Here is a 13,724-nt window from a genome sequence, read left to right on the forward strand (position 1 = left end):
GGCCGGGATACTGGCCGGGAAGAGTTTCGTGGCACAGGCAAAGCACGACCATTCGCACGCGGATCACCACCATCACGGCGCGGCCGCGCATTTCTGCTGCGGCGGCAAGCACGATCACGGCGCCGCGCCGGCCGAGGCTGCGTTCGCGATCGATCCGGTCTGCGGCATGAAGGTCAATCCGGCGACCGCCAAGCACCGCTTAAGCTACAAGGGCGAGGAGTATTTGTTCTGCAGCGGCCGCTGTCGCGAGCGCTTCGAGGCCGAGCCTGAGAAGTACCTCAAGCCGCGCGAGGCGGAGCCGCCGGCACCGGCCGGCACGATCTACACCTGCCCGATGCATCCCGAAGTGCGTCAGGTCGGTCCTGGCAGCTGCCCGATCTGCGGCATGGCGCTGGAGCCCGAGCAGGTCTCACTCGACGATGGTCCCGATCCTGAATTGATCGACATGACCAGGCGATTCTGGATCGGCCTGGCGTTGACGCTCCCGGTGTTCGTGCTCGAGATGGGCAGCCATCTCGGGCTGATGCATCTGGTGCCGCAGCCCTGGTCGAACTGGATCTCGTTCGTGCTGGCGACGCCGGTGGTGCTGTGGGCGGGCGCGCCGTTCTTCGTGCGCGGCTGGCAGTCGCTGGTCACGCGCAATCTCAACATGTTCACGCTGATCGCGATCGGCACCGGCGTCGCCTATGCCTACAGCGTGGTTGCGACGCTGGCGCCGCAGCTGTTCCCGCCTGCATTGCGCGACATGCATGGCGCGGTCGCGGTGTATTTCGAGGCGGCGGCCGTGATCACGGTGCTGGTGCTGCTCGGCCAGGTGCTGGAATTGCGCGCCCGCGCGCAGACCTCGGGCGCGATCCGCGCATTGCTCGGTCTCGCGCCCAAGACCGCGCGGCGCATCACCGAACATGGCGACGAGGACATCGACATCGACGCGATCAAGGTCGGCGATCGGCTGCGCGTGCGCCCCGGCGAGAAGGTGCCGGTCGACGGTGTCGTCGTCGAGGGCAGCGCTGTCATCGACGAATCCATGGTGACGGGTGAATCGATGCCGGTCACGAAGGCGGAAGGCGCGAGCGTGATCGGAGGCACCGTCAACCAGAGCGGCGGCCTCGTGATGCGCGCCGAGAAGGTCGGCCGCGACACCATGCTATCGCGCATCGTCGATATGGTGGCGAAGGCGCAGCGCTCGCGCGCGCCGATCCAGCGGCTCGCCGATCGCGTCGCCGGCTGGTTCGTGCCGGCGGTGATCGCCGCCGCCGTGCTCGCCTTCATCGCCTGGTCGGTGTTCGGCCCCGAGCCGCGCCTGACTTTTGCGTTGGTCGCCGCCGTCACGGTGCTGATCATCGCCTGCCCCTGTGCGCTCGGATTGGCGACGCCGATGTCGATCATGGTCGGTGTCGGCCGCGGCGCGCATTCCGGCATCCTGATCCGCGATGCGCAGGCGCTGGAGCGGATGGAAGCGATCGACACGCTGGTGATCGACAAGACCGGCACGCTGACCGAGGGCAAGCCGAAGGTCGTGCGCGTCATTGCCGCCGAAGGGGTCGATGAGAGCGAGTTGCTGCGCTTGGCCGCTAGCGTCGAGCAGGGCAGCGAGCATCCGCTGGCGCAGGCGATCCTCGCGGCCGCGAAGGAACGCAAGCTCGCATCATCAGCCGTCAGCGATTTTGCCTCGCCCTCCGGCAAGGGCGCGACCGGTACGGTCGACGGCAAGCAGGTCGCGCTCGGCAACGCCGTGCTGATGGCCGAACAGAAGATCGCGACGGTAGCGCTGGACCAAGCCGCAGAAGCCGCGCGGCGCGACGGCGCAACCGCGATCTATGTTGCAATCGATGGCAGCATTGCCGGCGTGATCGCGATTGCCGATCCGGTCAAGCCGTCGGCGACGAGCGCGCTGCAGGCGCTGCGCGCCGAAGGCCTGCGCATCGTGATGCTGACCGGCGACAACGAGACCACCGCGCGCGCGGTGGCGAAGACGCTCGGCATCGACGAGGTCGAGGCCGGCGTGCTGCCGGAGCGCAAGAGCGAGGTCGTGCAGCGGCTGCGCGGTGAGGGCCGCACCGTCGCGATGACCGGCGACGGCGTCAACGATGCGCCGGCGCTCGCCGCGGCCGATGTCGGCATCGCGATGGGCGGCGGCACCGATGTGGCGATCGAGAGCGCAGGCATCACGCTGCTCACCGGTGATCTGATGGGCCTCGTCCGCGCGCGGCGATTGTCGGTCGCAACCATGCGCAACATCCGCCAGAATCTGGCGTTCGCGTTCGTCTACAACGCCGCCGGCGTGCCGATCGCGGCCGGCGTGCTGTATCCGCTGTTCGGCATCCTGCTGTCGCCGATGGTCGGCGCGGCTGCGATGGCGCTGTCTTCGGTCAGCGTGATCGGAAATGCGCTGCGGCTGTCGCAGGTGAAGCTGGATTGATCTTTCTTACCTCGCCCCGCGTGCGGGGAGAGGTCGGATCGCATCGTTAGATGCGATCCGGGTGAGGGGGACTCTCCACGAGTCCATCTCTCACCATATTCGCGGAAGCTCCCCTCACCCCAACCCTCTCCCCGCAAGAGCGGGGCGAGGGAGAAGCAGCCTCACGCCGGCTGCAACAGCAACTGTGCGCGGCGCTCCATCTCGGCATCGAGCCAGGTTGCGAGATCTTCGCTCACCTCGACCATCGGCAGCCGCACCTCCGGGCTGTCGATCAGCCCCTGCCGCCACAGCCAGTGCTTGGCTGGCGCGGGGCTGGGTTCCGCGAACAGCAGCCGGGTCAGGCCGACGACGCTCTGCCAGGCGGCCAGTGCCGCGTCGCGCTTGCCCTGCCGCAGCAGCGTGCGGATCGAAGCGAAGGTGTCTGTCTCCAGATGTGCGGACAGCAGGATCGCGCCGTCGGCACCGTCCGAGAGCGCATCGAATGTCTGCGCATCCTCGCCGGTCAGCACGCGGAAGCCTTCCGGCCGCCGGTTGAGGAAGTCGATCGACTGCGCGCGGTCGGCGCAGCAGTCCTTCATGCCGGCGATGTTCGGATGCTCCGCGAGCGCCAGCAGCGTTTCGTTGGTGAGGTTCACCGCCGTGCGATACGGAATGTTGTAGAGCACGATCGGCCACGACGCGTGATCGGCCAGCGCGTTGAAATGCTGCACGAGCCCGCGTTGCGAGGGCCTGATGTAGTAGGGGCTCGCGATCAGATAGCCGTTGATCGGCCAGTCGGCCGTATCGTCCAGCGTTTCCTTCATCCTGGCGGTGGAGGCGCCGGAGAGCCCGAGGACGACCGGTAAATGGCGGGAGTTGGCACTGAGCTCGTCGAGCACGACACTCACGAGCCCCTCCAGTTCATCGGTGCTGAGCGCCATGCCTTCACCGGAGGTCGCGCCGAGAATGAAGCCGTCGACGGGGCCGCTGGCATAGTGCCGCACGAGGCGGCGCAGCGAGGTGACGTCGAGTTCGCCGCCGCGGAACGGCGTGATCAAAGGCAGCCAGAGGCCCTGCAATTGCTGGTGTAGCTCGGTCATGTTCCATCTCCTAAGGGGACAAAGCCGGAGACGGGACCAACAAAAAACCCCGTCCAGGCGGCGGGGTTTCGGGATCGTTGAATGCGAAGGTGATCTTATCGCGCGCGATCGCGTGTCCCCGGGAGGGGAGCTTTTTTCGACGAGAGAGCGGCGCACGAAGTCGTGATCATGCCGTAATGATGCTGCGCTGCGAGGTTGTTGTCAATGCACATGCTGACCGTGACGTGCAGCACGTTCGAGCATGACGTCGAGGTGAAGGGGCAGCGGTGAATGGATCTGACGATGAAAAAAAGCCGGGCTCAGCAGAGCCCGGCTTAAGGTATTGGCCACGTGAGGCCGACACAATCACCTTCCAAGAGGGATTACTGAACTTCCGCGCCACTGGAGGAGGGGGACATATGCGCGACGCGACCGCTCAGCGTGGCAACAGTATGATCCCCATCGACGCCATGCAGCAACTATCCAGGTCGCATGTCAGTCATGCGGAGATTCAGGGGCCTCTTGGGACAGCGCGGGCATCCCTATTAACCGGTCCTATAAGGCCGGCTTAATCAGGACGGCCAGCGCTGCGCCTTGCTGACCACGAAGTCGCGGAACACCTGCACCCGGGCCACTGTCTTCAGCTCTTCCGGATAGACGAAGTAGGTGTCGAGCGCGATCGAGTCGGACTCGCCGAACAGCTGCACGAGGTTGTTCTGTTCGACCAGATAGTCCGGCAGCGCGGCGATGCCGAGGCCCTGCTGGCAGGCGCGCACGAGGCCAAGGATGTTGTTGACCTTGAAGTAGGGTTCGCGCGGACCGGAGCCGTTGCGGCCGGCGTCGATCAGCCAGCTGCGGTTCTGCAGATGCGGCGGCACCTGCGAGTCGCCGAGCATGATGATGCGATGCGAGTCGAGATCATCCAGCGTTCGCGGCGTGCCGAAGCGCTTGATGTATTCCGGCGAGCAATACGCATGGAAGCCGATCGAGAACAGCTTGCGCTGGATCAGGTCCGGCTGGGTCGGCTTGCGGGTGCGGATCGCAACGTCGGCCTCGCGCATCGACAGATCGAGGTCCTCGTCGGTGACGATCAGCGAGATCCGGATGTCGGGATAGAGTGCGGTGAATTCGTCGAGCCGCGGGATCAGCCAGTTGATGCCGAGCGCCGGGGGCGTCGTGATCTTGAGGTCGCCGCTCGGCCGCTCGCGGCTGTCCGTGAGTTTTGCGCGGGCCGCCTGCAACTGCATGAACACGTCATGCGCGGTGCGGAACAGGAGGTCGCCCTGTTCGGTGAGGATCAGGCCGCGGGCATGGCGGTGAAACAGCGAGACCGAGAGCTCCTGCTCCAGCGCGCTGACCTGGCGGGAGACCGCCGATTGCGACAGGCCAAGCTGCTCGCCGGCATGCGTGAAGCTGCCAGCTTCCGCCGCTGCGTGAAAGACCTTCAGCTTGTCCCAATCCATATCCGTAAATCCGTCGCGAGATCGTGCCATGATTATTCCGCCGCTGCGCGATCGCTCGCGCGAAGAGCCAGGAAGCGCTCGGCCTCGAGCGCAGCCATGCAGCCGAGGCCGGCGGCGGTGACCGCCTGCCGGAAGGTTTCGTCCGCCACGTCGCCGGCGGCGAACAGGCCGGGCATCGAGGTCGCCGTGGAGTTCGGCGCCACCTCGACATAGCCCGACGGTTTCAGCTTGATCTGGCCTTTGACGAGCTCCGTCGCCGGCGCATGGCCGATCGCGATGAAGATGCCGTCGGTCTTCAGGTCGGTCAGGGCGCCTGTCTTGACGTTCTTGAGCCGCACATGGGTGACCTTGTTCGGATTCTCCGATCCGCAGATCTCGTCGATCGCGGAGTCCCACACCACCTTGATCTTGGGATGCTTGAACAGCCGCTCCTGCAGGATGCGCTCGGCGCGGAAGTGATCGCGGCGATGCACGATGGTGACCTGGGAGGCATGATTGGTCAGGTACAGCGCTTCCTCGACCGCGGTGTTGCCGCCGCCGACCACCACGACTTCCTTGCCGCGGTAGAAGAAGCCGTCGCAGGTCGCGCAGGCCGAGACGCCACCGCCCTGGAACTTCTCTTCCGAGGGCAGCCCGAGCCAGCGCGCCTGGGCGCCGGTGGCGAGGATGACGGTCTCGGCGAGATAGACGTCGCCGGAATCGCAGGTCAGGCGGAACGGCCGCTGGCCGAGTTCCAACTTGTTCACCAGATCGGTGACGATCTTGGTGCCGACATGAGCCGCCTGCTTCTCCATCTGCTCCATCAGCAGGGGCCCTGGATCACGTCGCGAAGCCGGGATAGTTCTCGACGTCGGTGGTGATGGTGAGCTGCCCGCCCGGCTGAATGCCCTGGATCAGGATCGGTTCGAGCATCGCGCGCGCCGCGTAGATCGCTGCGGTGTAACCGGCGGGGCCGGACCCGATGATGACGACCTTGGCATGGGTAGGCGCGGGCATTTTAAGATCCCTCTCTTTTGGGGATTTTGATCAAGGACTTGTGCGGGAAGCGCCCCGGAAACGCGTCACGGCGGCGCCAAAAGTGTCAAATCCAAGTCTAGGATATCTGGGAAGCTATGCAAGAATTGCAATCCATGGCAGCGATTTTTCCCCGGAACTGAAGTCACATTCGCGAAATCATGCGCTGCACGCGCAATAAAATTGCGCAATGCCGGCTGGCTGCGCTATGAGAGTTGCCGGCAGACCTGCCAAACCTTCCAAACTCCAGGGGAACCGTAGTCGCGTGTCGAAGAACCTTGACGAGATCGACCTCAAAATCCTCGCCGAGATCCAGGCCGATGGCCGAATCACCAATGTGGAACTCGCCAAACGCGTCGGGATCTCGCCGCCACCCTGCCTGCGCAGGGTCCGGGCGCTGGAAGAGGAAGGCTACATCCAGGGATATCGCGGCCTGCTCGATCCGCGCCGCCTCGGCTACGACGTCACGGTGTTCGCCTCGGTGCATCTGTCGAGCCAGGCAGATGCCGATCTGCGCGCCTTCGAGAATTTCGTGCGCGCCGAGCCGCTGGTGCGCGAATGCTGGATGCTGTCGGGCGAAGTCGATTTCATCCTCAAATGCGTCGCCCCCGACATGGCGACGTTCCAGGATTTCGTCACCCATCTGACCGCCGCGCCGCATGTGCGCAATGTCAGGACGTCGCTGGTGCTGCACAATTCGAAATACGAAGCCGCGGTGCCGCTGGGCGTGAAGGCGGCGAGCTGAAGTACGCAGCACGTCGACCCGTCATTGCGAGGAGCGAAGCGACGACTTGTCCGCCGTAGCCTTGGCGAAGGCGGAAGCAATCCATCGCTCCGCATATGCCGACAGATGGATTGCTTCGCTTCGCTCGCAATGACGAGGTGAGGGCGCGCTACCGCTTGCCCATTGCGGCATCGACGCTGATCGGGCCGGCCCGAGGTCGCGAGATACAGGCAGGCAAAGCAGAGCGCGATTGCAAGACTGCCGTTGTTGAGCAGCGGATAGAAGCCTTTGGGGAAATGGCCGATGAAGTAGGCGAAGGCCATTTCGCCTGCCAGGATGAAGGCCACGATCCGTGAAAAGAGGCCGATCATCAGCAGCCCGCCCAGGATCAGTTCGAGCGTGCCGGCTGCGCCGATCAGCGAGAACAGTTCGACTTTCTCGAACATCGTCCCGGGAGGGAATTTGAGAAGCTTGGCGACGCCGAACTGAAACAGCAGCAGTCCCGTGATGAACCGAAACAGGCTCAGCGCCACCGGTTGAAACTTGGAAAACATCTGGTCCATTGTCATTTACCCCCTGTTTGACACGCTGGAACATTGCACGATGCAGAACCACACGGTGTTCGCCACCGGAGTGTGATGTCAACACCTTGTGCCTGGAATCATTCCTCGCGCGATTGCAGTTGCGAGAGAACGCACCAGTGACACGGTGACGCGCCGCGATTGCGTGTTGCGACGCAATCATCAGCCGAGCCGCAGTCCCCCGACATGATTATATTGCATAAACATGTCACGGCCTCACTAGTATGGTGCGCCGCGGCTCTCCACTCACATTGCTGTCAGACCGGGGGTAAAACGCGGGCACAAAAAAAAGCCGCGTGAGGACGCGGCCTTTTTGCACCAGTCACATCGAGGTAACTACCGCCACTCGACCTTGGTGATCTCGTAGGCCTTGGCGCCGCCCGGCGCCATCACTTCGACGGTGGTGCCCTTCTTCTTGCCGATCAGCGCGCGCGCAAGCGGCGAGGTGATCGAGATGCGGCCCTTCTTGGCGTCGGCTTCGACCTCGCCGACGATCTGCCACACCGCCTTCTTCTCGGTGTCCTCGTCGATCAGCGTCACGGTCGCGCCGAACTTGATGGTGTCGCCGGACAGTTTCGAGATGTCGATGATATCGGCGCGCGCGAGCTTGTCCTCGAGCTCGGCGATGCGGCCCTCGTTGTGCGACTGCTCTTCCTTGGCGGCGTGATACTCGGCATTTTCCGAGAGGTCGCCATGCGAGCGCGCTTCCGCAATGTGTTCGATGATGCGCGGACGATCCTCCGACTGGCGTCGCTTCAACTCGTCCGTCAGCGCGGCGTATCCGCCCGCGGTCATCGGAACCTTATCCATCATCTTCGTCCTTCATCCTGCGCGCCCGGCGGTCGTGCAGGAATATCCAGTTCAGCTAACGCAGGAATCAGGACGCACGCGCGCCCGGAAGCCCAGTGATTTTCGGCCCCGCTAAGGGCCGTGACAACATCCAATCGCGCGGTGAGTTCCAGCCATTCGGCTAATTGACCGTTGCGGGCCTTCAGCCCGGACAGCGGTCAGCTTTCGGAAAAGTAACTCTGAAGCGTGCGGACCTCAAGGTCCCCGTCCCGATAGGCCCGGATCCCCCGTGCGGCCGCCACCGCGCCTGAAAGAGTGGTGTAATATGGCACTTTATGCAAGAGGGCAGCCCGCCGCAGCGAGCGGCTGTCGGCCAGCGCCTGCGGACCTTCGGTGGTATTGAAGACCAGCTGGACGTCGCCATTGGTGATGGCGTCGACGATGTGCGGACGGCCTTCGAGCACCTTGTTGACCTTCTCCGTCGGCACGCCGTTGTCGCTGAGATAGCGCTGCGTGCCCGAGGTCGCCATCACCTTGAAGCCGAGCGAGTGCAACAGCCGCACCGCATCGGCGATGCGCATCTTGTCGTCGCCGCGCACCGAGACGAACACCGTACCCTGCCGCGGCACGCGCGTGCCGCCGCCGAGCTGGCTCTTCGCGAACGCGACCTCGAACGAGCGATCGATGCCCATCACCTCGCCGGTCGAACGCATCTCCGGTCCGAGCACGGTGTCGACGCCGGGGAAGCGCGCGAACGGGAACACCGATTCCTTCACGCCGACATGGCCGAGCTTCTTCTTCTTCAGCTTGAAGTCGGCGAGCTTCTCGCCGGCCATGATCCGCGCCGCGATCTTGGCGACCGGCGTGCCGATCACCTTGGCGACGAACGGCACGGTGCGGGATGCGCGCGGGTTGACCTCGAGCACGTAGATCTCGCCGTCCTTGATGGCGTATTGCACGTTCATCAGGCCGACCACGTCGAGGCCGAGCGCGAGCTCGCGGGTCTGCCGCTCCAGCTCCTCGATGGTCTTGGCGTCGAGCGAATGCGGCGGCAGCGAGCAGGCTGAATCGCCGGAGTGGATGCCGGCTTCCTCGATGTGCTCCATGATGCCGACGATGAAGGTATCCTTGCCGTCGCAGAGGCAGTCGACGTCGACTTCGGTCGCGTCAGACAGATAGCGATCGAACAGCAGCGGATTCTTGCCGAGCACGGTGTTGATCTGCCCGGTCTTGTCGTTCGGGTAGCGTGCCTTGACGTCGGCGGGCACCAGCTCGGGCAGCGTTCCCAGCAGGTAGTCGTTGAGCTGGGTCTCCTCGCGGATGATCTGCATCGCGCGGCCGCCGAGCACGTAGGACGGACGCACCACCAGCGGCAGATCGAGATCGGCAGCGACCAGGCGCGCCTGCTCGACCGAATAGGCGATGCCGTTCTTCGGCTGCTTGAGACGGAGCTTGTCGAGCACGCGCTTGAAGCGGTCGCGGTCCTCGGCGAGGTCGATCGCGTCGGGCGAGGTGCCGAGGATCGGCACTTCGGCGGCTTCGAGCGCGCGGGCAAGCTTCAGCGGGGTCTGGCCGCCGAACTGCACGATCACGCCGTGCAGGGTGCCGTTGGTGCGCTCGGTCGCGATGATCTCGAGCACGTCCTCGGCGGTGAGCGGCTCGAAATACAGCCGGTCGGCGGTGTCGTAGTCGGTCGACACCGTCTCCGGATTGCAGTTGACCATGATGGTCTCGTAGCCGGCGTCCTCGAGCGCGAAGCAGGCGTGGCAGCAGCAATAGTCGAACTCGATGCCCTGGCCGATGCGGTTCGGCCCGCCGCCGAGAATGATCACCTTCTTGCGGTCCGACGGCGCGCTCTCGTCGGCAAGCTCGCCCGCGAACGGCCGCTCATAGGTCGAATACATGTAGGCGGTGGGCGAGGCGAACTCCGCCGCGCAGGTGTCGATGCGCTTGAACACCGGGCGCACCCCGAGCGCATGGCGCCTGGCGGTGACGTCGGCCTCGGTGGTCTGCGTCAGCACGGCGAGCCGCGCATCCGAGAAGCCCATCGCCTTCAGCATGCGCATCGAGAATGCATTCGACGGCAGGCCGCTGCTGCGGACCTTGTCTTCCATCTCCACGATGCTGCGCAGTTCGGCGAGGAACCAGGGATCGATCTTGCAGGAGTTGAAGATCTCCTCGTTCGTCCAGCCGAGCCGCATCGCCTGCGCGACCTGCAGCAGGCGATTCGGGGTCGGCGTGCCGAGCGCCGCGCGGATCGCGTTCTTGTCGTCGCTGCGGCCGAGGCCTTCGATGTCGATCTCGTCGAGGCCGGTCAGCCCGGTCTCGAGCCCGCGCAGGGCCTTCTGCAGACTCTCCTGGAAGGTGCGGCCGATCGCCATCACCTCGCCGACCGACTTCATCGAGGTCGTCAGCGTGGAGGAGGCGCCGGGGAACTTCTCGAACGCGAAGCGCGGGATCTTGGTGACGACGTAGTCGATCGTCGGCTCGAACGAAGCGGGCGTCGCGCCGCCGGTGATGTCGTTGGCGATTTCGTCGAGCGTGTAGCCGATCGCAAGCTTGGCCGCGACCTTGGCGATCGGGAAGCCGGTGGCCTTCGAAGCCAGCGCCGAAGAACGAGAAACGCGCGGGTTCATCTCGATCACGACCATGCGGCCATCGTCCGGATTGATGCCGAACTGCACGTTGGAGCCGCCGGTCTCCACGCCGATCTCGCGCAGCACCGCAATCGATGCGTCGCGCATGATCTGGTATTCCTTGTCGGTCAGCGTCAGCGCCGGCGCCACCGTGATGGAATCGCCGGTGTGCACACCCATCGGATCGACGTTCTCGATCGAGCAGATGATGATGCAATTGTCCTTCTTGTCGCGCACCACCTCCATCTCGAACTCTTTCCAGCCGAGAACGGATTCCTCGATCAGCACCTCGTTGGTCGGCGAGGCATCGAGGCCGCGCTCGATGATGTCGAGATACTCTTCCTTGTTGTAGGCGATGCCGCCGCCGGTGCCGCCGAGCGTGAAGGAGGGGCGGATGATCGCGGGCAGGCCGATGTCGGACAGCGCCATCAGCGCTTCGGCCAGGGCCTGCTGCTGGTAGCGCTTGCGCCGCTCGTTCTCGCCGGCTTCCCACTTGCGCTCGAACGCTTCGAGCTCGGCGCCGGACAGCTTGGCCTGATCGGCGAGGTATTTGTCGCGATCGGACTTCTTCAGCGCCGAGGCGTTGGCGAGCCGCGACCGCGGCGTCTGCAGCCCGATTTTCTCCATGGCGTCGCGGAACAGCTGGCGGTCCTCGGCCTTGTCGATCGCGTCCGCGGTGGCGCCGATCATCTCGACGTCGAATTTCTCCAGCGTGCCCTGCTTGCGCAGCGACAGCGCGCAGTTCAGCGCGGTCTGGCCGCCCATGGTCGGCAACAGCGCGAAGCCGCCGGGCAGGACGTAGCGTTCCTTTTCGATGATCTTGGCGACGATTTCGGGCGTGATCGGCTCGATATAGGTCGCGTCCGCCAGCTCCGGGTCGGTCATGATCGTGGCCGGGTTGGAATTGACCAGGACGATCCGAAAGCCCTCTTCCTTCAGCGTCTTGCAGGCCTGCGTGCCGGAATAGTCGAATTCGCAGGCCTGGCCGATCACGATGGGACCGGCGCCGATGATCAGGATGGTGGAGATGTCGTTTCTTTTGGGCATCAGCTCTCGCGGACTGGAATTTGGGCACAAAAAAAGGGCGCGCTTTCCGCGCGTCCCTCGAGCCATGCGCTACATTTTGTAGCGCCGGAAGCGCGATCCCTCGCGCGCGGGAGGTCTTTAGACCAGTTTCCGCACCCGCGAAACCCCCAAAAACGCCCGATCAACCGCGATTCTGGGGGAAATTCCTCATTCGACCTATGCCCGGTTGGGGGTGCCAGAAGCGAGGGAGTGGCCCTGCTGGGGCCGTCTTTGGTCCGTCTACGCTTTCGCTGCGCTCAAGCTACGCCGGACACGCTTTGCCCCGCCGGTCCGGCGTGGCTGCGCCACGCGTAGCCTGTCAGGGCGAAGCGTGGAGGCCCGGCCTGGATTTGAACCAGGATAAACAGTGTTGCACCACTGCCGCGTCGAAGCTTCCGCCACCGGGCCGAGTGGATCATTGCTGATTATTTCCGCGGCCGCTACGTTTACTTTTGGTTAACCCTAATTTTTTCTACAACCTTTGATCAGTGGTGCGCCACGAATGTCATCCGCCACGGATTGTGCCCGATGTTGCGCGGCGCGCGGGTGGCGCTGAAGCCGGCGGCCGCGAGCTTTTTGATCATCTCGTCCTCGCGATAGCGCTGCAGCCCGATCCTGGTGCGCAGCTGCCGGTAATCGGACAGTGCGGTCGAGGCGAGCCCGACCACCGCGTCGCGCAGGAAGCCGTGGGCCGCCGCAAAGCGCAGCAGCGCGATGACGTCCCTGGCCATGCCGACTTCCGGCCGCAGGATATCGCCGAGCACGAAACGGCCCGACGGCTTCAGCAGGCGGTGGATCACGTCGAACGCCGAATCGAGCTCCTGCGGCGTCATGTATTGCGCCACCGAGTTCATCACCACGAGGTCGATCGAGTCGGCCTGCATGTTCTTCAGCTCATCGAGCGAGCGGACGCGGATCCGGGTGTCGGCCGCAAAGCGCGCAACCAGACGGCCGCGCACGCCGGGCGCAGGCTCCGCCAAATAGAGCTGGGCGCAGGCATTGGCGACCTTCACAGCCGACAGCGCCTCACCGCAGGCGTAATCCAGCACCACGGCGTCGGGCGAAGTGATGTATCCGATAATGTCGTTTGCGATGACCTGGAAATGCAGGTCGCGGTGCAGTCGGCTAGCATAAATCGTATGCGTGGAATCGTAATAGTCGATCCATTCATCCATCGCGTTTGGTATCCGGCAGAATGGGTTCCTGACTTCCAGGAACGGGTGGGCTGACGATGCGTTAGCGGTCCGGCGGCCAATGTTCAATGCGCCGAAATACGGGTTCCTAACAGGAAGGTTCAACGTGAGCAAAGCCAAGATTGACGCCAACAGGACCGACAAGATTTCGCCCGATCTCGACACGCCGAGCGACCTGCCGCAGGCTGCGGTGGATACGATCTCGACCTCGCTCAACACGCTTCTGGCTGATGCCTTTGCGCTCTATTTGAAGACCAAGAATTTTCACTGGCATGTCAGCGGCCGGCATTTCCATGATTACCATTTGTTGCTGGATGAGCAGTCGGACGCGATCTTCGCGACCACCGACCAGCTCGCCGAGCGGGTGCGCAAGCTCGGCGGCGCGACGCTGCGCTCGATCGGCGACATCGCCAAGCATCAGACCATCAAGGACAATGACGAGGACTATGTCCCGCCGCGCGAAATGCTGCGCGAGCTGATGGAGGACAACAAGCACATCGCCGCTGCGATGCGCAAGGCGCACAAGCTCGCCGATGATCACGAGGACTCCGGCACCGCCGGCCTGCTGGAAACCTTCATCGACGAAACCGAGCGTCGCACCTGGTTCCTGTTCGAGGCAAGCCGCCAGGAAGGCAGCAACGCGGCGTAGTCTTCACCCTCTCCCCTTGTGGGAGAGGGTGGCTTCAATGCGGAAGCATTGAAGCCGGGTGAGGGGTTTGTCTCCGCGGATGCAGACCCCTCATCCGGCGCGGATTGCATCCGCGCCACCTTCTCCCACC

Annotated in this window: 8 protein-coding genes, 1 tRNA gene and 2 pseudogenes; 3 read left to right on the forward strand and 8 right to left on the reverse strand. The window is 64.2% G+C overall.

The window, feature by feature from the left end; all coding sequences use genetic code 11:
* The first annotated feature begins 28 nt into the window (after positions 1-28).
* Entirely contained in the window at positions 29-2,422 is a 2,394-nt protein-coding gene (locus AKN84_RS34550) for a heavy metal translocating P-type ATPase (RefSeq protein WP_050424930.1), read from the forward strand.
* A gap of 161 nt (positions 2,423-2,583) precedes the next feature.
* Here AKN84_RS34550 and AKN84_RS34555 read toward each other — a convergent pair whose 3' ends face one another.
* The 3 genes and pseudogenes from AKN84_RS34555 to trxB form a co-directional block, all read right to left on the reverse strand.
* A complete protein-coding gene (locus AKN84_RS34555; RefSeq protein WP_050424931.1) occupies positions 2,584-3,501 on the reverse strand; it encodes a 4-hydroxy-tetrahydrodipicolinate synthase family protein in 918 nt (305 codons plus the stop codon).
* 551 nt (positions 3,502-4,052) lie between these two features.
* Complete coding sequence (locus AKN84_RS34560; RefSeq protein ID WP_028344089.1) at positions 4,053-4,973, reverse strand: LysR family transcriptional regulator; 921 nt, start codon at positions 4,971-4,973, stop codon at positions 4,053-4,055.
* Positions 4,974-4,975: 2 nt separating this feature from the next.
* Positions 4,976-5,939 (reverse strand): annotated as a pseudogene (gene trxB / locus AKN84_RS34565) (thioredoxin-disulfide reductase).
* Between the two features lie 283 nt (positions 5,940-6,222).
* On the opposite strand from trxB, the gene AKN84_RS34570 reads away from it, so the two are divergent.
* On the forward strand, positions 6,223-6,702 hold the full coding sequence (locus tag AKN84_RS34570) for an Lrp/AsnC family transcriptional regulator (protein WP_050402725.1): 480 nt from the start codon (positions 6,223-6,225) through the stop codon (positions 6,700-6,702).
* Between the two features lie 148 nt (positions 6,703-6,850).
* Here AKN84_RS34570 and AKN84_RS49490 read toward each other — a convergent pair.
* The 5 genes and pseudogenes from AKN84_RS49490 to AKN84_RS34590 form a co-directional block, all read right to left on the reverse strand.
* Positions 6,851-7,244, reverse strand: a pseudogene (locus tag AKN84_RS49490) (DoxX family protein).
* A 354-nt stretch (positions 7,245-7,598) separates the two neighbouring features.
* Positions 7,599-8,072 (reverse strand): transcription elongation factor GreA, encoded by a 474-nt coding sequence (greA, locus tag AKN84_RS34580; protein WP_089025704.1) that lies wholly within the window; start codon positions 8,070-8,072, stop codon positions 7,599-7,601.
* A 197-nt stretch (positions 8,073-8,269) separates the two neighbouring features.
* Positions 8,270-11,734, reverse strand: a complete 3,465-nt coding sequence (gene carB / locus AKN84_RS34585) for a carbamoyl-phosphate synthase large subunit (protein ID WP_050424933.1) — start codon at positions 11,732-11,734, stop codon at positions 8,270-8,272.
* 350 nt (positions 11,735-12,084) lie between these two features.
* Positions 12,085-12,160 (reverse strand) — tRNA-OTHER (locus tag AKN84_RS47535).
* Between the two features lie 77 nt (positions 12,161-12,237).
* Positions 12,238-12,927, reverse strand: coding sequence for a class I SAM-dependent methyltransferase (locus AKN84_RS34590; protein ID WP_050424934.1), 690 nt, complete (start codon positions 12,925-12,927; stop codon positions 12,238-12,240).
* Between the two features lie 124 nt (positions 12,928-13,051).
* Here AKN84_RS34590 and AKN84_RS34595 point away from each other — a divergent pair, with 124 nt between their 5' ends.
* Positions 13,052-13,594, forward strand: coding sequence for a Dps family protein (locus AKN84_RS34595; protein ID WP_050424938.1), 543 nt, complete (start codon positions 13,052-13,054; stop codon positions 13,592-13,594).
* Positions 13,595-13,724 lie beyond the last annotated feature (130 nt).

Source organism: Bradyrhizobium tropiciagri (assembly GCF_001189845.1).
Lineage (GTDB): Bacteria > Pseudomonadota > Alphaproteobacteria > Rhizobiales > Xanthobacteraceae > Bradyrhizobium > Bradyrhizobium tropiciagri.

What these genes read in the sequence shown, in the direction of transcription:
- greA (WP_089025704.1), bottom strand. Translation starts at nt 8,072, where the DNA reads ATGGATAAGGTTCCGATGACCGCGGGCGGATACGCCGCGCTGACGGAC.
- AKN84_RS34560 (WP_028344089.1), bottom strand. Translation starts at nt 4,973, where the DNA reads ATGGCACGATCTCGCGACGGATTTACGGATATGGATTGGGACAAGCTG.
- AKN84_RS34590 (WP_050424934.1), bottom strand. Translation starts at nt 12,927, where the DNA reads ATGGATGAATGGATCGACTATTACGATTCCACGCATACGATTTATGCT.
- AKN84_RS34555 (WP_050424931.1), bottom strand. Translation starts at nt 3,501, where the DNA reads ATGACCGAGCTACACCAGCAATTGCAGGGCCTCTGGCTGCCTTTGATC.
- carB (WP_050424933.1), bottom strand. Translation starts at nt 11,734, where the DNA reads ATGCCCAAAAGAAACGACATCTCCACCATCCTGATCATCGGCGCCGGT.